This is a genomic window from Nocardia jiangsuensis (assembly GCF_042650385.1).
GTDB classification, from domain to species: domain Bacteria; phylum Actinomycetota; class Actinomycetes; order Mycobacteriales; family Mycobacteriaceae; genus Nocardia; species Nocardia jiangsuensis.
Genome location: NZ_JBHSAX010000013.1, coordinates 408,661 through 430,891 on the forward strand (window position 1 = coordinate 408,661; position 22,231 = coordinate 430,891).

General features: G+C 73.0%; 19 protein-coding genes. All 19 read right to left on the reverse strand.

Features of this window, described 5'->3' with window-relative positions; translation table 11 throughout:
* Positions 1-2 precede the first annotated feature (2 nt).
* The 19 genes from ACFO0B_RS13485 to ACFO0B_RS13575 all read right to left on the reverse strand — a co-directional run bounded on the left by ACFO0B_RS13485 (position 3) and on the right by ACFO0B_RS13575 (position 22,166).
* On the reverse strand, positions 3-560 hold the full coding sequence (locus ACFO0B_RS13485; RefSeq protein WP_378612742.1) for a hypothetical protein: 558 nt from the start codon (positions 558-560) through the stop codon (positions 3-5).
* Positions 561-595: 35 nt separating this feature from the next.
* On the reverse strand, positions 596-2,281 hold the full coding sequence (locus ACFO0B_RS13490) for a peptidoglycan DD-metalloendopeptidase family protein (RefSeq protein WP_378612743.1): 1,686 nt from the start codon (positions 2,279-2,281) through the stop codon (positions 596-598).
* A gap of 7 nt (positions 2,282-2,288) precedes the next feature.
* Complete coding sequence (locus ACFO0B_RS13495; RefSeq protein ID WP_378612744.1) at positions 2,289-2,597, reverse strand: transposase; 309 nt, start codon at positions 2,595-2,597, stop codon at positions 2,289-2,291.
* 28 nt (positions 2,598-2,625) lie between these two features.
* On the reverse strand, positions 2,626-5,268 hold the full coding sequence (locus tag ACFO0B_RS13500; protein ID WP_378612745.1) for a hypothetical protein: 2,643 nt from the start codon (positions 5,266-5,268) through the stop codon (positions 2,626-2,628).
* A gap of 7 nt (positions 5,269-5,275) precedes the next feature.
* Positions 5,276-6,766: an SCO6880 family protein gene (locus ACFO0B_RS13505; protein WP_233019328.1), complete on the reverse strand. Its 1,491-nt coding sequence runs from the start codon at positions 6,764-6,766 to the stop codon at positions 5,276-5,278.
* On the reverse strand, positions 6,763-8,244 hold the full coding sequence (locus ACFO0B_RS13510; protein ID WP_378612746.1) for a hypothetical protein: 1,482 nt from the start codon (positions 8,242-8,244) through the stop codon (positions 6,763-6,765). Before ACFO0B_RS13510 ends, ACFO0B_RS13505 begins: the two co-directional genes overlap by 4 nt.
* A 28-nt stretch (positions 8,245-8,272) precedes the next feature.
* Entirely contained in the window at positions 8,273-9,091 is an 819-nt protein-coding gene (locus ACFO0B_RS13515) for a hypothetical protein (RefSeq protein WP_378612747.1), read from the reverse strand.
* Between the two features lie 19 nt (positions 9,092-9,110).
* Positions 9,111-9,731: a hypothetical protein gene (locus ACFO0B_RS13520; RefSeq protein ID WP_378612748.1), complete on the reverse strand. Its 621-nt coding sequence runs from the start codon at positions 9,729-9,731 to the stop codon at positions 9,111-9,113.
* 29 nt (positions 9,732-9,760) lie between these two features.
* On the reverse strand, positions 9,761-10,018 hold the full coding sequence (locus ACFO0B_RS13525; protein WP_378612749.1) for a hypothetical protein: 258 nt from the start codon (positions 10,016-10,018) through the stop codon (positions 9,761-9,763).
* A complete protein-coding gene (locus ACFO0B_RS13530; RefSeq protein ID WP_067656720.1) occupies positions 10,015-10,308 on the reverse strand; it encodes a hypothetical protein in 294 nt (97 codons plus the stop codon). The genes ACFO0B_RS13525 and ACFO0B_RS13530 overlap by 4 nt, the downstream gene beginning before the upstream one ends.
* Positions 10,309-10,354: 46 nt before the next feature.
* Complete coding sequence (locus ACFO0B_RS13535; protein WP_378612750.1) at positions 10,355-11,011, reverse strand: hypothetical protein; 657 nt, start codon at positions 11,009-11,011, stop codon at positions 10,355-10,357.
* Positions 11,008-11,781 (reverse strand): hypothetical protein, encoded by a 774-nt coding sequence (locus tag ACFO0B_RS13540; protein ID WP_378612751.1) that lies wholly within the window; start codon positions 11,779-11,781, stop codon positions 11,008-11,010. Before ACFO0B_RS13540 ends, ACFO0B_RS13535 begins: the two co-directional genes overlap by 4 nt.
* A gap of 15 nt (positions 11,782-11,796) precedes the next feature.
* Positions 11,797-12,894 (reverse strand): hypothetical protein, encoded by a 1,098-nt coding sequence (locus ACFO0B_RS13545; protein ID WP_378612752.1) that lies wholly within the window; start codon positions 12,892-12,894, stop codon positions 11,797-11,799.
* Between the two features lie 271 nt (positions 12,895-13,165).
* Complete coding sequence (locus ACFO0B_RS13550) at positions 13,166-14,770, reverse strand: cutinase family protein (RefSeq protein WP_378612753.1); 1,605 nt, start codon at positions 14,768-14,770, stop codon at positions 13,166-13,168.
* Between the two features lie 359 nt (positions 14,771-15,129).
* Complete coding sequence (locus ACFO0B_RS13555) at positions 15,130-17,517, reverse strand: RelA/SpoT family protein (protein WP_378612754.1); 2,388 nt, start codon at positions 17,515-17,517, stop codon at positions 15,130-15,132.
* Between the two features lie 46 nt (positions 17,518-17,563).
* Entirely contained in the window at positions 17,564-18,235 is a 672-nt protein-coding gene (locus ACFO0B_RS13560; protein WP_378612755.1) for an NUDIX hydrolase, read from the reverse strand.
* A gap of 24 nt (positions 18,236-18,259) precedes the next feature.
* A complete protein-coding gene (locus ACFO0B_RS13565; RefSeq protein WP_378612756.1) occupies positions 18,260-19,546 on the reverse strand; it encodes an adenylosuccinate synthetase in 1,287 nt (428 codons plus the stop codon).
* A complete protein-coding gene (locus ACFO0B_RS13570; RefSeq protein ID WP_378612757.1) occupies positions 19,543-20,478 on the reverse strand; it encodes a hypothetical protein in 936 nt (311 codons plus the stop codon). The genes ACFO0B_RS13565 and ACFO0B_RS13570 overlap by 4 nt, the downstream gene beginning before the upstream one ends.
* An 86-nt stretch (positions 20,479-20,564) precedes the next feature.
* Positions 20,565-22,166: an ATP-binding cassette domain-containing protein gene (locus tag ACFO0B_RS13575; protein WP_378612758.1), complete on the reverse strand. Its 1,602-nt coding sequence runs from the start codon at positions 22,164-22,166 to the stop codon at positions 20,565-20,567.
* Positions 22,167-22,231 lie beyond the last annotated feature (65 nt).

Genomic DNA, 22,231 nt, shown 5'->3' on the forward strand with positions numbered 1-22,231 from the left:
GGTCAGCGGAAACCGTCGAGCCGCCAGCCGTCGGCGGTGCGCACCACGGTGGCGATCACGGTGGCCGGCGGCAACTGCTCCTGCCTGCCGTTCCGGTATTCGACGGTCTGCTCGATTCCGATCTTGAACTGTTGCACGTTCGGATCCGCCGCCGCCGGCGGCCGCTCGCCGGAGGCGAAGGTGAAGGCCCGCACCGTCGCCCCGGCGGCGGCCCACTCCCCCCACTGCAGGGTCGGCTTCGGCCCGTCGGCGGCGGGGGCATCGGCGGTGCGGATCAGGCTGGGGCCGAGGAACTTCCTGGCTCGAGCGAGCGAATCACCCGGCGCCTCGGCGGCCGGGTTCCAGGTGTAGATCTCGCGCAGCGCCGCGACCGCGACGCCGTCCGGGGTGACCGGGTCCGGCGCCGGGACCGCCTCCAGCAGCCGGGTGGTCGAGGTCGCCCGGCTCGCCGCGCCGGGCGCGGACGCATCCGGTTCCCGGCCGCCGCAGGCCGCGAGCAGCACCGCGATGCCCGCCATCAGCACCACCACCAGCGTCGCGCGTGAATTCCCCTTGCTCATCAAGGGTAACGCGTCCGCGCACGTCGGCCGAGCAATCACAGCACCCTCCTCGCCCTGGCATCGCCGGGCACCGGCATCTCGGTGACGCCGCCGCCCCGACCGTTCGCCCCCGGCACCGCCTGCAGCATGCTGCCGTTCCCCGCGTACACCCCGACCTGCGCGGGGCCGCGCGAGCCGAAACCGCTGAACACCAGGTCACCCGGGGTGGCCTGGGCTAGCGGCACCTCGGAGCCCGCCTCCCACTGCTGTTCGGCGGTGCGCGGCAGCGTGACCGTGCCGGAGGAGGCCGCGAAGACCGCGGCCGCGGTGAGCCCGGGCCCGTCCAGCCCGCCGCTGCTCGGGCCCTGCGGCCCGCCGCCGCCCCAGACGTACGGGGTGCCGACCCACTCCTGCGCGGCGGCCAGCACCTGCGCGGTGCCGCCGCCCTCCTCCGGGGTGAAGCGGCCGTTGGAGCCGGGGTCGCGGTACTCCGGCTCCATCGCGAGGATATTGCGCACGTAGGGCGCGGTTTCGGAGAGGTGCGCGGCGTACTGGTTCGGCATGCCGCCGGAGGCGAGCACCGCGCCCTCGCCCGCGTTGTAGGCGGCCAGCGTCAGCGGGACGACGTCGCCGCGCACCCGGCCGTCCGCGATCCAGCCGTTGATCTTGCCCGCGATGGCGCACATGTAGCGGCCCTGGCCGATGATGGCGTCGCCGTCGTCCCACACGCTGGCGGTGCCGTTGCCGTCGGCGTCGATGACGTAGGGCTGGCCGTCGTCCGGGTTGGTCGAGGCGGCGGTGCCGGGCAGGAACTGCGCCAGCCCCTGCGCGCCCGCGGGCGAGGTCAGCCCGCGCCGGAAGCCGGACTCCTGCCTGGCCTGCGCGGCCAGCAGCGACGGGGTGATCTCCGGGCAGAGCGAACCCGCCCTGCGATACCAGATCTCCAGCTCGGCCGGGACCTTGCCGTCGGCCAGCGCGCCACCGGCGCTGCCGAAGCCGCGGCTGCAGCGCGGGTCGGCCGAGTAGGCCCGAGCCCCACCGACATCCGGGGTCGGCGCGCCGTCCAGCCAGGGCATCGGGTCGATCTGCCTTCCCCCGGTGAAGCGGCCGCCAGGCACCACCTCGAAGTGCAGGTGCGGGCCGCTGGACTCGCCGTTCGAGCCGACCTCGCCGATGGGCTGGCCCGCGCGCACGGTCTCGCCGACCGCGACCCCGACGCCGCTGTCCCACATGTGGCCGTAGACCGCGGAGTAGCCGCGGCCGTTGGTGTCCACCGAGTCGACGACGATCCAGTTGCCGAAGCCGGAGGCGGGTCCGGCGGCGACCACCCGGCCGTCGGCGACCGAGTAGATCGGGGTGCCGTCGGCGGCGGCGAAGTCGACGCCGCGGTGCGCGCCGCCGCGGGTGCCGAAGGTGTCGGAGACCGAGTAGGTGCCGGTGGCCAGCGGCAGCGTGCGGCGCAGCGGGCCCGCGCCCGCGGCGAGCGACGGGGTGCCGGTGGCGGACGGGTTCGCCGCGGCGGCCGGGGTGTTCGCCGCGCCGGTGCCGTCCGGGGCGGCGGTGGCGCCCGCGCGCGGGTCGCCGGGGGCGTAGCCGCCCAGCGGCGGGAGCACCGAGGCGGAGCCGAGCACGCTCGCGTCCTCGCACGGATCCTCGGCGGCGGGCAACACGATCACCAGGACGATCGTGATGAGCCCGATGACGCTGCCCAGTGCGAAGTAGAGGATGCTGCGCGCGTTCACCGAGGGCTCACGTGCGGCGCCGGGTCTCGTTCAGGGTGTCGGCGAGGGTCCGGTTCATCTCGGCGGCGGCGGCGAGCTGCTGCTGCAGCAGCGCCACCTTGCGGCGCAGCGCCGCCGCGTCCATCCGCTCCAGGCTCGGCCCCTCGGCGGCCCGCACCCAGTTGCGGACCGAGTTGGTGTGCACACCGATCTGGTCGGCCACCATCCGGCACGCCTCCGACTCGCTGCTCAGCGTGCTCGCCAGCGCGAGCACCTGCTGCACCGCCGCCTGCCGCACCTCAGGGGAGACCCGGCGGTACGACCGGTGCGGCATCATCGGGCGCACCTCGGGTCCACCGCGGTACTCACGCCGCGCTCCCGGAATCACCACGCCGGGTGGACTCGGTGAACTCGCTGAACCGCTGGTTGGTCTCGTGGATCCCGCTCTCCTTCTCGGAGAGCGTGAACTCCATGTGGAACGGGATGCCCGGCCTGCGGTCCTCGCCGATCTTGAGCAGGAACTTGCCGGTCCCGGGCGGCGACGGCCGCTGCTGGCCCGGTTTGAGCGCCTCGCCGGTGAGTGCCTGCGGCGCCGACCAGCTGGTCACCATCTCCTGCTCGGCCGCGGTGAAGGGCACCGTGCTGTCCAGGCGGTGGATCTCCTCGGCGGGCAGCGCGCCGAAGATCTTGGCGCGCGCGCGTTCCAGGAAGCCGAGCGCCTTGGCGATCGCCGCGTCGGAGCCGAGCGCCTGCAGGTCCTTGATGGTGTGGCTGATCATGATCAGCGCGGTCGCGATGGTGCGCTGCAACCGGGTCAGCTCGTCGACCCGATCGACCATGAAGTCGCCGAGGCCGAGCACCTGCCACAGCTCGTCCATCACCACCTGGAAGTAGCGCTGCGGGCCGAGCCCGGCGTCGGCGAGCACGTGCGCCGCCTCGACCGAGGCGAAGCCGTCCGCCCAGCAGGCGAGCATGACCGCGGCCTTGAGCTTCTTGTCGCCGGTGGGGATGTGCGAGACGTCGATCGCCACCGCCACCGCGGAGGTGTCGATCGGCACCGAGGTCTGGCCGTTGAAGACCGCGCCGAACGGGCCCTGGGTGAGCGCGCGCAGCGAGCGCCGCAGGTTCTTGATGGCGACCTGGTACTCGGCCTCGTCGTCGGCGCCCGCGTCGAGCATGAGCTCCTCGCCGCCGTCGACGATCACCTCGAGCAGGTTCTCCATGATCGGCGGGCTGTCCGGGGTGTAGCCGCTGCCCGGCCGGTACAGGATGCGCAGCGCGGTGGAGATCAGCGTCTCCTCGTAATCGCGCACCCTGGCGCCGCGAACCAGCTCGACCAGCCCGGCGACGAGCGTGACCTGCCTGGCGCGCAGGTCCTGCAGCACCTGCAGCTGCAGCTCCGGCAGCTCGTCCAGCAGCGGAACGACCGAGCCGAGCACGCCGGCGGCCAGCGGGTTGAGCTGGCCGTGGCCGTAGCCGAGGTCGATCACCTGGCCACCGACCATCTCGACCATCTTGCGGTAGTCCGGCTTGACGTCGGCCAGGATGAGCGGGGTGATGCCCTGGGCGATGCCGCCGAGCACGATCCGGCGCACCAGCGAGGACTTGCCGAAACCGTTCAGCCCGAGCACGAACAGGCTGGGCGCGGTGATGAAGCTGCCGCGCAGGAACCAGTTCATCGGGTCGAAGCAGACGGGGGCGCCGGTGTGCAGGTGCGAGCCGAGGGGGGTGCCGATCAGCGGCGCGCCCGCGCCGACCGACCACGGCCAGAGCCCGGCCACCTGGGCGGTGGTGGCGCGGTACTCGACGGGGCGGCCGACGACGTTCATCCGGCCGCCGCCCGGGCCCGCGTAGCCGCGGTCGGTGAGCTGCGCGGTGGCGCGGTCGAAGCCGTCCTCGTGCGACTGCTCGGTGCGGGCGGCGGCGTTGCGGCGGCGGGCGTCGTCGGTGGTGATCCGGAACTGCGCCCAGACCGCGCGCAGGCCGTTCTGCTCGCGGGCGATCGCCTCCAGCTGGGTGCGGGTGGCGTCGTCCAGGACCGAGGGGCCCTGCTGCTTGCGCTTGTCGGCGCGGGCCTTGGCGCGGCGGGCGGCCGGGTCGGCGTTGCCCATGGCGCGGTCGGCGGTGTAGTCCGGCTTCTGGTCGCGGCGGTCGCGGTCGCGGCGCGGTTGCCGCTCCTTGCGCAGGTTCGCCGGGCGGGGCCGGCGCGGGGCCGGTGGCTCCGGCTGGCGGCGCGGGGCGACGTCGTCCGGGGAGCGCCTGGCCACCTCGCCCTCGCTCCGGCGCGGTGCGGTGCCGCGCCTCGCCTCGGCGGCGGCGCGCGCGGATTCCGCCGCGCGGCGGCCGTTCTCGACCGGATCCCGGCCGGATTCCGGCGCCCGGCGCGCGCTCTCCGCCGAGGGGCGGCGCACGGTGTCGCCGTCCACCGCCGTGCGGCGCGCCTCGGCGGCGGCCCTGCGCCCGGTGTCGCCGTCGATCGCCGCACGGCGCGCCTCGGCCGACGGACGGCCCGGCTCCGGGGCCCGGCGGTCGGCGACCGGCCTGCGCCCGGTATCGCCGTCGACGGCCGCACGGCGCGCCTCGGCCGACGGACGGCCCGATTCCGGCGCACGCCGCTCGGGGGCGGGCCTGCGAGCGGCGTCACCGCCGCTGGGTGCCCGGCGTCCCTCGGCCGCCGGTCGGCGCCCGGCCTCGTCCTCCGCCGCCGGGCGGCGCCGCTCGGGCGCGCGCCTGGCCTCGGGGGCGGGCGCGTCCGGTCCGGGGGCGCGGCGACCGGTGTCGTCGCGCTGCCGCGGCGGGGCGTCCGGCGCGCGACGCCCGCGCGGGCGCCCCTCGCTGTCCGGCGGCTCCAGGGTCGGCGGCACCGGCCTGCGCCGGGGCGGCTCGGCTAGCGCCGGGTCCGGCCACTGCTCGTGGTCGGCGCGGTTCTCGCGCGAGTCGCGCCGCGAGCCGCGGCGCGCCGGAGCGCTGTCCCGGTCCCGGACCGGTGGTTCGTAGTCACGTGCCATGGATCGCTCACCCCGCCAATGCCTTCGGAATGGTCGCGTGCTCCGGCAGGATGACACCGCACCCGAGGGAGGCCGCGAAGGCCGCCGCCTGGTACCGGTAGCACCGCCGGATCTTCAGCCGCGCCTGTGTGGACAGGTCGCGGGTAATCGCCTCGATGCGCGGCAGATCTCCGCGCATCGGTTCGGTGATGGTCACGAGCGCGCCGAACCGCGTAACGCCGTGACCACGTGCCTGTTCCTCTCGCGCCTGCTGGGTGGCGCCCACCCGCAGGGTTGCCGCGGCCGACACGACGCCGCGTTCGCTCTGCTGCGCCACCAGCGCGTTCTTGAAGTCGTCGTCGACGATCTCGGCGGCGTCCGCGGCCGAGTGCGGCCGGTACACGATGGCGATCCGCTTGCGCGGCACCTCCGGGTTCGGCGCCAGCAGGCGCTGCAGCACCCGCTCGTCGACGGCCCCCTCGGGGGCGGCGTCCATCTCCCAGGTGACCGAGCGGCCGCCGTCGTGCAGCAGGTGGTCCCACTTCTCGTCGTGCGAGACCGGCCCGGCGTCGGCCCAGTCCAGGCCGTGCCCGCCGGGCTCGCCCGCGGCGACCTCGAGGTCGGCCTGCGCGGCCGGGTCGTAGCTGCGCCGGATGAAGGCGATGACCTCCTCGGCCGCCATCGGCTGCGCGCGCACGCCCGCCTCGGCGAGCGCGGCGCAGATGCCGGGCAGCCTGCGCCCGATCTCCACGGCCTCCTCGGCCGGGTTCTTGCGCCGCTCGGCGGTGGTGGCCTTGAAGGTGATCGCGACCCGGGGCAGCAGCTGCACCCGCTCCTGCGGCAGCTCGGTCGCGAGCTCGTACATCACCTGCTGCGCCAGGTCGGGGGCATCCGGGCGGGTGATGGTGGAGACCTCGGTGAGCAGCCGGTTTCCGGTCTCCGGCACGGTGTCGATCACCGGGACGACGGCGATGATGTCGCTGGTCTGGCCGACCGAGGCGAGGAAGGTGCCCCAGGCCGAGACCCAGCGGTCGATGACCGGCTGGTCCACCGCCTCGTGCCCCTGCGGCCAGGCCCGGAGCACCACCGTGTACTGCGCGAACTGCGGCAGGTGGATCATGCCGAAGCTGTAGCCGCCCGCATCGATGCCCTCGTAGAGCTTGGAGGGCGCGAGCAGCCCGGGCAGCCGGGTGACGCCGCCGGGGATCCGGGAGAACCGGCCGCCGCGGTAGACGTGCTCGCCGCGATTGCGCGACCGCATCCAGTTGAACATCATAATTCCCGTCTCGTACCCGGAGCGCCCTCCGGACCGCCACACCAGCGGAACCATCACGACGACACCGACGCCGCCGACGATCACCCCCCATTGGAAGCCGCCGACCATCGCGCAGATCAGCGCGGTGATCACGACGACGAAACCGATGACGGTCTCCTCCCAGCGCAGGCCGAACAGGCCTGCGCTGCGGGGCTTCTGCCAGAGGCCGTAGGACCGGCGCTCGTAGGTATCGGTGCTCGTCATCGCGGAATGGTGCTCCTCCCGAGATCGGGCGACCGGTTGGCCCAGCGGTCACCCGCCATGTCGCCCATGGCCTGATCCGCCCGGTTCAGCCCCGAGGTGGCGGCGCGCGCGGACGCGACCCGACCTGCCACCCGGGATGCCCCGGACGCTACCCCGCCTGCCCCCGCGGGCCCGGAGGCGCGCGCGGCGGGCGGGGCCGCGGCATTGCCCGCCCCACCGCCGCCACCGCGCGGCGGGGTCGGGCGCGGCGACGGCCGCATTCCGCCCGCGCCCCCCGGCGGCCGCGGCCCGGTGCCGCTGCCGCTGACGTAGCCGGCCCGGCCGGGCGCGGCGGCGGTGCGGGTGCCGACCGCCTTGGTGCCCATGGCGCCGAGCGCGGCCGCCGCGACCAGCGTGCCACCGGTCGCGGTGAGGCCGGAGCCGCCGCTGCCGACGATGGCGACCGCCGGGGTCACCAGCCGCATCAGCGCGGGCAGCACGAAGGCGACCGAGCAGAGCAGCACGATGGCGACCAACATGCGCTGCGCCTCCTCGCCCTCCGGCAGCCCGCCGGTGGGGGTGAGGCCGTCCACGTGCCCGGCGGTGGTGAAGGCGATCATGTAGACGATGGCGGCCACCGGTTTGTAGAGCATGAAGGCGATGATCCAGCCGACCAGTTTCTGGTATGAGGACTTGCCGAGGTCCATCCCGGACGACGCCGCGGCCAGCGGGAGCACGCCCGCCGCGATGATCAGCAGCCCCTGCCTGACGATGGCGAGCACGATCTGCGCCAGCGCGCCGAGCAGCCCGACGATCGCGATGATCAGCACCAGCCCCGGCGAGAACGCCTGCAGCTTGCTGGTCTTCACCATCAGCTCGGCCATGTCCTTGGCATTGCCGTTGGTGGCGTCCTGGATGAGCCAGTCCGCGAAGCGATCCGACGCCTGGGTGCCCGCGACGATCACCGCGCCGAGCATCCAGGAGCTGAACACCACCCGGGCGAACATCCGGAACGATTCGGCCGCCTCGCTCACCGCGGCCCCGCGTCTGGCCGCGGCCAACCGCGCGCCGGAGAGGATCACCGAGGCTATGAGCAGCAATATCTGAATCTGATACGTGTACTCGTTGATCTTGGTGAAGAGCGACCCGGAGTCGCTCGCCGCCTCGTTCGGCACCCGCATCCAGAAGGTCAGCGACAGCACGATGGCCTCGCCGAGGCCGTTCATCAGCGAGTCGACCACCTTGCCGAAGGTGGAATCCCACGCCTTGTCCTTGACGGCGGTCGCGGCATCGGCCGGATGCGAGGCGGCATTGCCCGCCTTGCACACCGCCGAGGCGGCATCACCCAGCGAGACGCCGGGAATGCCGACGCTGTCGAGGGTGTCGTGCAGCTCGTTACACGCCTCGTCGAAGCCGTAGGTCTGGCCGTAGGCGATCATCGGGGTCGCCATCGTCACCGTGAAGACGACCGCGAGAATCGTGATTATCCGCCGTAGCATGGCATCCACCCCTCGATGTAGTGCCTGATCACCATCGGGTCCACCCCTCCAGCGTCTCGAGGTACTCGGTCTGCGAGTTGGTCGAGGAGGTCGGCTTGAGCCGCCAGTCGCCCGCGTCCCACACCACCACGAGCCGGACGGCGGCCCACAGCTGCTTGCCGTCGACGACCGGGCCACGCGCGGCGAGCCGCACGATCGCCAGGTCGTCGGCGTAGTCGTCGATCTTGAAGGCGTCCGGGGCCACCAGGTAGCGGGTGACCTTCTCCGGCTGCTGCTCCGGCAGTTTGTCCGCGGCGAGCGCGTTCTCGTACGCGGACAGCTGCTGCGGCGAGACCCGCACCTGGGTGACGTACAGGTCGCGGTTGGCCGGGCGCGCGTTCAGCCGGTAGGTGATCTGCGCGGCGGCCAGCGCGGCGCCCTGCGGGGTGTGCGCGTAGCCGACGGCGAGGCCGTTCTCGATCCGGGCCGGGCCGTCCGAGGTGGAGAACGGCACCGAGGCGCCGTAGACCCGCTGCCAGCCCTGCGGCGCGGTGGTCCCGATCGGGGCGGCGGTGAGCCAGGCCGGGTCGCCCGGCTTGCGCTGTTTACTCGTGTCCTGCGGCAGCGGCTGCCCCGCGGAGTTGTTCGGGATGTCCACCCGGCGGCCGAGGAAATCCGCCTCCGGAGAGGCGAAACCCGTTCCCGTCCCGGTGTTTCCGGCCGGTGGCAGCGCCACGGTGGCGTCGGCGTCACCCCGGTTCAGGTAGACGACGAAGCCGACGATCAGGATCAGCGCCAGCACCGCGCCGGAGGCGACGACGCCGAAGGAGACGCGCTCGCGCGGCGCCGCGGAATCCTTGCCGCTCACGGCACCTCCCCCCGCCCGCTCACTTCGGGGCCTCCAGCTGCACGATCTCCGCGGGCACCTGGTCCACGGCGTCCACCGGGCGCACGGTCGACCCGGGATCGGGCAGCCGCAGCCGCCAGTCCTCGTCGAACCACTCGACGGTGGTGTGCGTGACGGCGCGCGAGGAGTCCGAGTACTCGGTGTAGACGTCGACCGTCGAGCGCTCGTCGGTGTAATCGGTCACCCGGTACCCGAGCACCCGCGGCGCGTACTCGGCGGCGGCCGGGCCGGTGATCGAGAGCTGCACCCGGTTGATCGCCCACTCGTCGCGCGCGGGGCCGGGAACGACCTCCCGGTTCACCACCTGCGACCACTGCCCGTCCGGCGCGATGGAGAGCCGGACGGTGTGCACGATGGCCGCCACCGCCGCGCCGGGCGGCGAGTGGTCGAAGCCGGTCGCCGCGCCGTCCGCGCCGGAGCGCGGCCCCTGGTCGGACTGCGGCAGCGCGACGCCCTGGAAGGACTGCCAGCGCACATTGCTCGGGGCGGCGTTCAGGTCGGGGCCGGACTCGCCGGAGTCACCGCCGCCGCAGGCGGTGCTCGCGGCGATCAGCAGCGCGAGGCCGACCGCGCCCGCACCGGGTCTCTGGATTCGATTCATGATGTTGGAGCTCCCCCTGACCGTCGGCGTCACGCAGGCAGGAACGCGAGTGCGATGCCGGAGGCGGTGCTGGCCACGATCGCGCCGAGCAGGCTCATGAGCACGCCGAAGGAGGCGTCGTTCACGGCCAGGTCGGACTTGAAGGCCATCCAGAGCCGCCCCGCGGACAGGATCATCCAGGCGAGGCAGACCAGCAGCACGAACCAGAGCAGCCAGTTCAGCAGCTGCATGAGCGGCTCGAGCACGTCGGCCGGCATCTGTTTGTAGGCGAGCACGGCCGACCTCACGTCCCGATGACGGCGTTCATGATGGTGCCCGCGCTGGTCGCGACGACACCACCGATCATGGCCCCCGCCACCATCTTCGGCGACTCCAGCCCGCCGCCGGTCCACCGCTCCCAGGCGAACTTGCCGCCCGCGTAGATGATGGCGACGATCCCGGCGAGCAGCACGAACCAGGTGAGGTAGCGGACCAGCTGGAGAATCTTCTCGGATCCGGGCGGCGCCTCGGGGGTCGGGTTGCCGACCTGGGCAAGGACCGTGCCCGCGTCCTGTACGGCCAGCAGCAGCGCGCTCATCCGGATACCTTTCTCGAAGCGGAGATGACGTGGTTCGACACGGCGTTCACTCCTCGAACATCCGCTCGTCGGCGTCGTAGCTGGATTCGCGCAGGGCCGAGCGGGCCGCCGCGACGATCTCGGAGCCGAGCCGGTGGATCTCCGGCGGCACCTCGTCGAGCGGATCGATCCGGCGCTTGCGCGGCAGCTGCACGTCTCCCGGTGTCCACACCGGTAGCTTCTCCGGCTCCACCAGGGTCCACTCCTCGACCCACGGCACCTGCCAGAGCTGGCCGGCCAGCGAGCCGACCACATCGCGGTACCTGCGGATCTCGGCGGGCAGCCTGCCGGGGCGGGCGGCGACGGTGACCAGGCCGAGCACATCGGCGCGGCCGGCGTAGCCGGAGAGGTGCTGGCGGAGCAGATCGTGCGCACGGGTCAGCCCGGGGATGGTCTCCCTGGCGACGAGGACGACGAACGGCGATTCACGCTCGAAGACGCCGGGCCAGCGGCGGCTCGAATCCGCCACTGGCGCAAGCACATGCGCGAGCGTACTGGCTCCGGCGCCCCCGTGTACACCCAGCACCCAGACCAGCGGCGCGCGCCCGATTCCCGGCACCGGACGCTGCCAGATGGGAGCACGCCGGGACTCCGGCGGCGCGATGACGCCCGCCGTTCCCGGCTCCGGAGCGGAGCGGCGCGGAAGTTTCATGGCCGCGGTCATGATGCCACGCTGCGCAGTAGCTCGTCGTAGGCCGCCCGGGTGCCATCGGCCAGCTCACCGTGCTGCACCAGCTCGCCGCGGGCCAGGTGCGGGTCGTACGGGATCTCGCGGATCTCGCGCACCCAACCGGCCAGGTGCTCGCGCAGATGCTCGGCCACCCGGGAATCGGAGTCGGGGAGCTGATGCGAGACCACGATGGTGGTATCGCCGACGATGCCGCCGCCCGGCCCCTCGTCGGCGGCGCCGAACTGGTCGTCCAGCCACTCCAGCGTCACCCGCAGCCGATTGGCGGCGTCGGTGCGCGACGGGATCGCCAGCACCAGCGCGATCTCGGCGTCGTCGAGCAGCGGGCGCAACTGGCGCGCGGCGATCGGGCTTCCGCCGTCGTAGACCGCGGTGAAGCCGGCCTGCGAAACCGCCCGTGCCACCGTCAGATACGTCGCGCGGCGGCGCAGCGGCGCCTCGTCCCGCCAGAGCAGCCCGATCCCGGAGGAGGCCCGGGACAGGCACTCCTTGAGCGGGGCGGGCTCGTCGTCGCCGCGGCCGTAGAGCCACGACTGCAGGCTGATCGGGTGCAGGTGTTCGTCGGCGCCGCGCAGCGCCAGATCGCCGCCTGCCGCGGTGGCGTCGACCGCGACCGTCGGGGTGCCGCCCGCGGCCCGCGCACCCGCGAGCCCGAGCACCGTCGTCGTCGTGCCCGCGCCGCCACAGCCCCCGACCACCAGGATCGGTCGCTGCCGGTCGGCCCGGGAACTCCTGTCCTCTCCCATCGCTACTGCTCTCCTCTACCCGGCCGCGATACCTGTGATCAGGGTGCGGCCGCCGATCTCCGCGGTGGTGACCGTCTGCCTGCTGTAGGACGCGGGGACTCCACCCGGCCGCTGTTCGGTGACCTCGACCGAGTACCGATTGTCGCCCACCCCGGTGATCCGCACGCAGTGCGTGGTCCCGGCCGGGATGGAGTCGATTCCGCGCTGGATCACCTCCGCGGGCGAGACCGCGGCCTCCGGCGCGACCAGCTGCCGCGCGGCGGCGCCGCTGCGGTCGACGTAGTACGCGTACTGGAAGGCGAGGATGGCGTCCGGCCCGGACATGGCGCCGCCCCGGCCCGCGCCGCGCACCTCGGTCGGGGTGCGGCTCGCCCGGCACTCGGCGGCCGGGCCGCCCGCGCTGCTGAACTGCATGGCGGAGGGGACGACCGGGGCCGAGCCGGTGCGGTCGGTACCGGAGCCGAGCAGGTAGACCACGCCGAAGGCGGCGAGCACGAGCAGCAGCACCGCGACGCCGAGCACGACGAAGGCGCGGCGGCGCCTGCCCTCCTCCGGCGGGGCCTGCGCGCGCACCGCGAGCGGGCCGGGCAGGGTGCGCACCGCCCCGTCGTCGTCCCGGCCGGGCGCGGCCGGACCCGCGCCGACCCAGTCCGACCAGCCGCCGACGAACTCGCTGCGCTGCGCGGTGACATCGCTCGGCACGTAGTTGTCGAAGCGGTCGTCACCCTGCCACTGCTCGCCCTGCCACTGCTCGCGCTCGCCGCGGCGCGCGTCGATCGGGGTGACGGTGTCGCCGGCGAGGTCGGCGTCGCCGAACAGGTCGGCGTCGTCCAGCGGGTCCGCCTGCTGCGGGCGCAGCCGCGGGATGTCGTCGGGTTCGGCGGCCGCCGCTGCCTCGGCCTCGCGCTCCCAGGGGAACTTGAGTTCGTCGTCGATCTCGTCCGGCGGGGTGCTCGCGGCGGTTCCGGTGTCGACCTGGACCACCTCGGCATCGATCACCGGGCGCGGCGGCTCGGCCGCGGTCTCCGCGACCTCGGGTTCGCTGCCGATGGGCGCGATGACCACCGGTTCCACCGGGGGCTCGACGAGCACGGGCTCGACGACCTCCGCCACGATCGGCGGCTCCGCGGCCGCGGCAGGCGTCTGCTCCGGGTCCGGTCGACGCCCCTCGACGGCGTCGGCCGGGTCTACCGAGAGGAGCGGTGTGGCCGGAGGTGCGGCGTCCGGGTCGGGACCGGGTGCTGCCGGAGGCTCCGGCGCGGCGGCCGCGGCCTGCGGCTCCAACGCCCCGTACCATCGCGACAGTTGTTTGTACGACTTCAACATTCCCCCATTCCCGCTGATCGGGGCGCGTGCTGCGGCATGAATCGGCCCTTCTCGGCGTTCAGTTCCTGGAGAACGGATAGGCGTTGCCTGCGGAATCGGGTCGGTCGGCGGGGGGCGCCGACGGCACCGAGCCTCCGGAGGAGGCGCCGTCGACTCCGCTCCCGAAGGGGAATTGTCCCGTACCCGACGGAGCCGGTGTCGGAGACGCGCCGGTGCTGCCGTCGAAGAATCCGGTCGGTACCTTCGGCGCCGCGCCGGACGGCTTCCCGCCGCTGCCGATGGTCGCGTGGATGTCGTGCGCCGTCGCCGCGAGCCAGTCCGCCACGAACTGGGTCGGGGCGTCGCCGTTGGCCGAGACGGCGGCATTGCCGTAGGCGCCGTGCCGCTGCACCGTGTCCCAGTAGCGGACCCAGGTGGTGGTGTTCAGCAACTCGCTGTTGTCGGTGATGTTCTGCACCACCGCCTCGAAGGCCTGGCTGACCAGGCGGGAGACCGTGGTCGGCGGAATCAGCTGCGGGATCGCGCCGAGCAGCTTGGTGCCGAGCAGGAGCAGCGCGGCGGGCGGGTTGCTCAGCGCGGCCGTCGCGAGTTCGGCGATGGCGGTCGGGTTGAGCACCGTCTTCACCACGGTGACCACCGCGTTCAGCCCGATCATGCCGACCTTGAGCATCGCCTTGAAGGCGCCGTTCAGATCGAGCGGGGTGCGCGGGTCGGAGGCGTCGGCCAGCCGCTGCGAGATCGACTGCTTCGGTGCGATCGAGAGATTCGCCAGCGAGGTGCCGGAGATGTCCTCGTTCACCACCCTGGTGGCGGTCTTGATCGAGGTGAAGGCCAGCGCCTGCGAGATGGAGACCAGCGAGGCGATCGGGTCGCCGCCGCTCAGCTTGGCCTGGCCGGCGATATTGGCCACGGCCTTGAGGATCGGCGCGCCCTCGGGGGCGTCACAGGCGAGATCGCCTGCGGCGCAGAAGCTCGCGACGCGGCCGGTGAGCGAGCCGAAGTTGGCCGCCCGGTCCCGCTCGGGGCCGATCCCGCCGCCGGTGGCCGGCGCCTGCGGCAGCGCGGCGATGCTCGCGATCTCGTCGCCGGAGACGCCGGGGGCGGCATCAGGGGCGGCCTTGCCCGGCGCGCCGGGGAAGAGCGGGGCGCCCGGATTGCGGGTGGGGTCGCCGAAGAGCGCGACGGCCGCGACCTTGTCGGCGGCCAGCACACCGTGCCCCTGCCCGACCTCCTGCGCGAACATCGACGCGACGTGGGCGCCCTGCGAGTACCCGACGATCGCGAAACGGGTCTCGCCGCAGCGGTCGGCGACCTGCTTGGCCATGGTGCGCAGCCGGACCAGCCCGCCGGTGATGGACTCCGAGTACGGCGCCTGCTGACCGCCGACGGCGCCGCCGAAACCCGCCTCGTACGGCACGTAGGCGCGATCGACCAGCCCCGGATCGCTCGCCTTGGCCAGCAGCGGCCGGAAGACGGTGGAGAGCATTCCGGTGTCGGTGCTCGGCGCGGCGTCCGGCGAGGATTCACCGGTGCCCTGGATCCCGAGCGCGTACAGCGCGGGACACGACGTGATCTCCAGCTCCGTGGAGGGCCCGGCAGGTGGCTGCGCGGCGGCGGTGCCCGTGGTTGCGGTCGCCACAGCGACGGCGAACGCGACGAGCATTCCCGAGATTCTTCCCGTGTACGTTGCCATAGCGGTTCGCAATCAGTCCGTATCGCCGAGCCAACAGGACGCTTCGAAACGCAATAGACCGTAACAGATTCCGGCTATGACTGCGGGCGCGGCGGAAACATTCCGCGGGACACCGTGGTGTCCGCGACACTTCGACGGCGATCGCTCGGCGGCACACCGCAAGTTTCCGATTTCCACGCGTGGCGCCGGGTGCGCCGCGCGGCACGGAACGGCCGCGGGGAGGAAGTTACCACCGCGACCGCCGTCGTGGGGCGAATTGCGGGCAAACAGAGAGCCGTTCGTGTCGCGCCGCAAGATCGAACCACTGCCCCAGCACTGCCCGTGCCGGATTACGCCGCCGAGGTCACTCGGTAGACGTCGTAGACGCCCTCTACGTTGCGGACGACGTTGAGGACGTGGCCCAGGTGTTTCGGGTCGCCCATCTCGAAGGTGAACTTGCTGATGGCCACTCGGTCGCCGTGCGTGGTGACGGAGGCCGACAGGATATTCACCTTCTCGTCGGCCAGGACCTTGGTGACGTCGGAGAGGAGGCGGGTGCGGTCCAGGGCCTCGATCTGGATGGCCACCAGGAAGACCGAGGAGGGCGAGGGGGCCCACTCCACCGCGATGATGCGTTCCTGCTGGGCCTGCAGGGATTCGGCGTTGGTGCAGTCGGTGCGGTGCACGCTGACCGAGCCGCCCCTGGTCACGAAGCCGAGGATCGCGTCGCCGGGGACGGGGGTGCAGCACTTGGCGAGCTTGGCGACCGTGTTCGTCGCACCGGGGATGAGGACGCCCGCGTCGCCGGTGACGCGCTGCCTGGCCGGGGTGCTGGAGGGAGTGGAGCGCTCGGCGAGCTCGTTCTCCACATCGCCGATGCCGCCGAGCTGGGCCATCAGCCGCTGCACGACGTGCTGGGCGGAGACCTGGTGCTCCCCGACCGCGGTGTAGAGCGCGGAGACGTCGTCGTAGTGCAGCTCCTTGGCCAGCGAGCCCATGGCGTCGGCGCTCATCAGCCGCTGCAGCGGCAGCCCGGAGCGCTTGACCTCCTTGGAGATCTGCTCCTTGCCGGTCTCCAGCGCCTCCTCGCGCCGCTCCTTGGCGAACCACTGCCTGATCTTGGCCTTGGCGCGCGGCGAGACGACGAAGTTCTGCCAGTCCCGGCTGGGCCCGGCGTTCTGCGCCTTCGAGGTGAAGATCTCGACGACCTCACCGTTCTCCAGCTGCCGCTCCAGCGCGACCAGCCTGCCGTTCACCCTGGCGCCGATGCACTTGTGCCCGACCTCGGTGTGCACCGCGTACGCGAAATCGACCGGGGTCGACTTCTGCGGCAGCGTGATCACATCGCCCTTCGGCGTGAACACGAAGATCTCCGGCGACTTCAGGTCGAAGCGCAGCGACTCCAGGAACTCGGCCGGGTCCGCGGCCTCGCGCTGCCAGTCCAGCAGCTGGCGCATCCAGGACATCTCGTCGACCTCGGTGGAGTCGACGGTGTGCTTGCCCTTGGTCTCCTTGTACCGCCAGTGCGCGGCGATGCCGAACTCGGCGGTGCGGTGCATCTCGTGCGTGCGGATCTGCACCTCGAGCGGTTTGCCGTCCGGGCCGACCACGGTGGTGTGCAGCGACTGGTAGACGCCGTAGCGCGGCTGCGCGATGTAGTCCTTGAACCGGCCCGCCATCGGCTGCCACAGCGAGTGCACCACGCCGACCGCGGCGTAGCAGTCGCGGATCTCCTCGCACAGGATCCGGATGCCGACCAGGTCGTGGATGTCGTCGAAGTCCTTACCCTTGACGATCATCTTCTGGTAGATCGACCAGTAGTGCTTCGGCCTGCCCTCGACCACCGCGTTGATCCGGGAATCGGTCAGGTTGTTGACGATCAGCGCGCGCACCCGGGCCAGGTAGGTGTCGCGCGAGGGGGCGCGGTCGGCGACCAGCCGGACGATCTCGTCGTACTTCTTCGGGTGCAGGATGGCGAAGGCGAGATCCTCCAGCTCCCACTTGACCGTGGCCATGCCGAGCCGGTGCGCCAGCGGGGCGATCACCTCGAGCGTCTCGCGCGCCTTCTTCGCCTGCTTCTCCGGGGGCAGGAAGCGCATGGTGCGCATGTTGTGCAGCCGGTCGGCGACCTTGATCACCAGTACCCGCGGGTCGCGGGCCATGGCGATGATCATCTTGCGGATGGTCTCGGCCTCGGCGGCCGCGCCCAGGTTCACCTTGTCCAGCTTGGTGACGCCGTCGACCAGGTGCGCGACCTCGCGGCCGAAGTCGGCGGTGAGCTGCTCCACCGAGTAGCCGGTGTCCTCCACCGTGTCGTGCAGCAGCGCCGCGGTCAGGGTGACGGTGTCCATGCCGAGCTCGGCCAGGATGTTCGCCACCGCGAGCGGGTGCGTGATGTAGGGGTCGCCGGACTTGCGGAACTGGTGCTTGTGCCGCTCGTCCGCCACATCGAAGGCGCGCTGCAGCAGGACCAGGTCGCCCTTGGGGTACAGCTCGCGGTGCACCGTCGCCAGCGGCTCCAGCACCGGCTTCACCGCCGCGATGCCGCGCTGCCCGGTCATCCGCCGAGCCAGCCGGGCCCGCACCCGCCGCGAAGCGGAGGTGGGCACCGCGGCGGACCCGCTGCGCGGGGGCACGGGCGCGGCGGACGCCTCGGTGGTCGCGGCGGCCTGCTCGGGCTCGGGGCGGGGTTCGTCCGCCGCGTTCCCGGCGTTCACCTCGTCCAGATGCTGAGTCATGCCACCGCCTCTCTGATCACCCCGGTGCCCCGAGGAATCACCCACTTTAGTCCCGATCAGGCGATACCGTCCCGCGCGTGTGCAAAGGCTGCGAGGGCTGATCATCGTCGAAAGCCCAGACCGCGGCGGGGCGACCCGTGGCCTTCACTCTGCGCCGCTCCCCGGTTCGATTCAACCCGGGGACGCTCGCGAGGGTCCGGTTGAGATTGGCGGGGTCAGGCCGGGTGCCGTGCACCGAGGTGGCGAGCTCGACGGCGCGGGTGGCGGGGAACCGATGGCCGAGGAGGGCGCGGGTGAAGGCGGGGTCTTTCCAGAGCAGGCCGGTGAGGAGGGTGCGGGCGGTGCCGACGATGGCGTTGTGGTCGAAGGCGAGCGGCGGGACGCTGTCGAAGGAGACCCACTGCGCGGGGCTGTCGTGCGGGCCGAGCACCGCCCACATGGCGATGGAGAGGGTGGGGCCGCGCGGGTCGCGGCTGGGTTCGTCGAAGGTGACCAGCTGCCCGATGGCGGCGATGGCGGGTTCGGGGGCGCCGAGTTTGGTGACGAGGGCGCGGTGCGCGGCGGCGACCAGGCGTTCGCCGCGGCCGAGCAGCACGCCGGGCAGCGCGAGCTCGCCGGCGAAGGGCGGGTGCCCGCGCGGCGCGACCCCGAGCCGGATGCCCTGGTCCTCCCCCCAGAACCGCAGCGTCACCACGTCCACTGATACGACCGACTGCATGACGCTATTTTCGCGCGGCGGCGATCAGGCCGCGCAAGTGGCAGGGGTGGGGCGGCGATCGGACCGGTCGGGGCCGTTACCGGCGAGCAACACGGGGGTACCCAGTTCGCGCTCCAGGTAGGCGGGGATGTCGGCGGGGAGCTCCACTGATCGCGGTGTGGCGGAACGCAGGAGCGCGGTCAGGGACTCCTGGTGGCCCAGGTCCCGCCGAGCGCCGACGGGCAGGCGGCTGACCGTGCCGCCGGGGGTGCGGTAGGCCGTCGCCACGCGGAGCGGGCCGGGCACGTCGAGGTGGTTGACGACCAGCCCGTCGACCCCGCCGCACACCTCGAGCGCGTAGCGCAGCAGCACCAGATCGAGGTGCCCGCGGCGGAAGGGGCCCTGGTAGGGGCCGGTGCCGTTGTGCGGCTCGGGCAGGTCGAGCGCCGGATCCTCGGTGGGGAACGGGCCGTCCCCGTGCCGGGTCTGGTAGGTCCTGGTGACGCCGAGCACGGTGCCCGTGGCGCCGATCCCGGCCAGCAGCGCGCGGGCGTTGCTCGGCTCGACCGTCGACCAGGTGGTGTGCGGGTGGAAACCGCGCCACTCGTCGAGCAGCACCCCCTGCGCGCCCTCGAACACCAGCGGCCCGCGCCGGGCGAGCCGGGCGAGCTCGCCCGCGCCGACGATGCGGACGGCGGCGGCGAACTCCCGGTACATGCCGACCAGCTCGTCCACCGGCTCGTGGCCGAACCCGCTGCCGTCGAGCAGCGGCGCGTAGTGCGCGGCGAGCGCGGTGAGCAGCGCCCGCAGCCGGTCCGGGTGCGCGCAGTCGGCGACGGTCGGGGCCGTGTGTTCCAGTGCGTAGCAGGCGGTCTCGCCGATCCCGCGCCCGCAGGAGCCGTGTCGGCCTGCGCCGCGGGCCCGCTCCCGCGCCCGGTTCGCGGCGATGTGGATCGGGGTGGTGAGCAGCGCGCGGCCGTCGACGGCGAGCAGCCCGAGCGGGTCGGGCACGCCGAGCGCCGCGAGCGCCTCGGCCTCGGCGGCGAGCGCGATCGGCTCGACCAGCACGTGCCGGGAGAGCAGCGTCGGCACCCCGGCGAGGGTGCCCGACCCGAACTGCGCGAAGGTGTGCGTGCGCGCGCCCGCCACGACGGTGTGCGCGGCCTGCGCACCGCCGTTGAACCGGACGACGGCGGCGGGGCCGAGCCCCGCCGCCGGGGAGCACAGCCAGTCGACCGTCGCTCCCTTGCCCGCGTCCCCGAAGCCGAGGTCGACCACGATCACGTGGCCGCTGCCCACCGCACCCGGGACACCGCCGGAACCTCGGTTCACGCCGTCCGCTTCCCCGGCAGCGCCTTGCGCTCGCCCAGTGTGCGCGCGACCGCGTCGGCCCCGGTGGCGCCGACATCGCGCAGGTCGGCGAGGCCGGTGGCCAGGTCGACCCGGTCCTCGCCGAGCCCGATGGTGAGCGCTATGAGCTCACAGACCGCGGCCGGATCGTCCAGCTTCAGGAAGTTCTGCCCGAGCAGCCCGCGCCAGTGCTCCGCGATCTCCGGATCGTGGAAGTAGCTGGACTGGTCCGGCAGGATGAAGTAGACGTGCCAGCGCTCGGCCAGCTCGCGGTAGATCGACTGCACCGAGACGTCCTGCCGCACGCTGTCGCCGATCACGGCGCGGATGTGCCTGCTCGCCAGCCGCGGCTTGTTCAGCTCGTCGCCGATCAGGAACAGGTAGCCGCGCTTGCCGCGCTTGTCCCAGGCATCGGTGGTGACGTGGGTGGCCATGAAGTAGGCCGCGAGCTCGTAGCTCTCCGACTTCTGGCCGCCGCCACCGCCCTCCAGCAGGATCGAGCGCAGCTGCTCGTCCATCCGGTTGTCCGACTCGAACTGGCCGACCTGCAGCGGCACCCGGTCGCTGTCGGCGTCGCCGATGGCGCCGAAGAGCAGCTGCGGGTCGTCGGCGTAGCCACGGCTGCGCAGCAGGCCGTGCAGCAGCCCCAGCTTGTTCTGCATGATCCGCGGCACCCGGCCCATCGAGCCGGTGACGTCGAAGAGCACCGCGATCGGCAGCGCGGCGCCGTGCTCGTCGGAATCGCGGCACTCGCGCGCCCGCACCCCGAACGGCTCCAGGCTCGGGTGCGCCCGCCAGCTGTCGTAGGGCCGGTCGCGCATTTCGGCGGTGTAGCCGAAGTCGTCCTGGCCGCGCCGGGCGCGGAAGGTGGCCGCCGCCCGGTAGGCGGTGTCGTCCCAGTGTCCGTATCCCATGTCCGTCTCCTCCCGTGAAGTAGTTTTAGTGTAGATAACCAAATCTAGTCCGGCAAGGTTGCCGATGATTCGGCGCCCGAGCGAGGTCAGGTGAGCGGCAGATCCTCGACCTCGGTGCCGGTGCAGCGCAGCACGCGGGTGAGGCCGAGCTCGGCAAGGAAGCGCTCGTCGTGGCTGACCACGACCAGCGCGCCCCGGTAGCCGGTCAGCGCCTGGGTGAGGTGCCCGAGGCTGGGCAGATCCAGGTTGTTGGTCGGCTCGTCGAGCAGCAGCAGCCGGGGCGCGGGGTCGGCGAGCAGCACGGTGGCGAGCGCGGCGCGCAGCCGTTCGCCGCCGGAGAGCGTGCCGGCCGCGGCGTCGGCGGCAGCGCCGCGGAAGAGGAAGCGGGCCAATTGCGCCCGCACCTCCTGCGCCTCCGCGTGCGGCGCGGCGGCCGCCACGTTCTCGAACACCGAGCGGGCGTCGTCGAGGACGTCGAGCCGCTGCGGCAGCAGCTTCCACGGCACCTCGGGCCCGGATTCGGCGATCCGGCGCAGCAGCGTTGTCTTGCCGACCCCGTTGCGCCCGGTCACCGCGATCCGCTCGGGGCCGTGCACCCGCAGCTCCACCGCGACACCCCCGGGCAGCGCGGCACCGGTCAGCTCGACCACCTCCTGCCCGGGGTGCACCAGCGTGCGCGGCAGTTCGATGCGGATCTCGCGGTCGTCGCGCACCGCCTCCTCGGCGCCGCGCAGCTGGTCGCGCGCGGTCTCCAGCCGGTCCAGGTGGGTGTTGCGCAGCTTGCCGGCGGAGACCTGCTGGCTGCGCTTCTTCGCGTTGGCGATGATCTTCGGCGCCCGCTTGGTCTCGGCGAGCATGCGGCCGTAGCGCACCCGGCGATCCAGCTTGATTCGGGTCTCGACCAGCTCGCGGCGCTGCCGCCGCAGGTCGCCGCGGGCATCCCGGACAGCGGCCTGCGCGGCCTCCTGCTCGGCCGCGACGATCCGCTCGTACTCGCCGAAGCCGCCGCCGCAGAGCCGCAGCCCGCCCCGGTACAGCTCGGCGGTGGCGTCCATGCCGTCGAGCAGCTCCCGATCGTGGCTGACCACCAGCGCGATGCCGGTGAACTGGGCGAGCACGTCGGCGAGGCGCTGCCTGGCGACGCCGTCCAGGTTGTTGGTCGGCTCGTCGAGCAGCAGCACGGCGGGCTCGGCGAGCAGCTCGGCGACCAGGCCGAGGAGCACGGTCTCGCCGCCGGAGAGCGTGCCGATGGTGCGGTCGAGCGCGGCGGGGCCGTCGGCGACGTGGCCGAGGCCGAGCCGGGCGAGCAGCGCCACCGCACGCTCCTCGACGTCCCAGCCCGCGCCGACGGTGTCGAAGTCGGCGGGCGTGCCGCCGCCCGCCTCGATCCGGTGCAGCGCGGCCCGCACGGCGTCGATGCCGAGCACCCGGTCGACCCGGAGCCCGGTGCCGAGGCCGATGTCCTGCCGCAGGTAGCCGAGCGGGCCGGGTCGGGTGATCGAGCCCCGGCCGGGGGTGAGTTCACCCGCGATCAGCCGCAGCAGCGTGGACTTGCCCGCGCCGTTGGCACCGACCACCCCGATGCGGCCAGGGGCGATGGTCGCGGTCAGCCCGTCGAAGACGGGGGTGCCGTCCGGCCAGGTGAAGGTGACGTCGGACAGGGACAGCGAAGACGGAGGAGTGGGCACGGTTGCTCCCGAGGTGACTGCGACGGTACGCGGCGCGCGAGATACGGGCCGCCCGGGCGAGACCT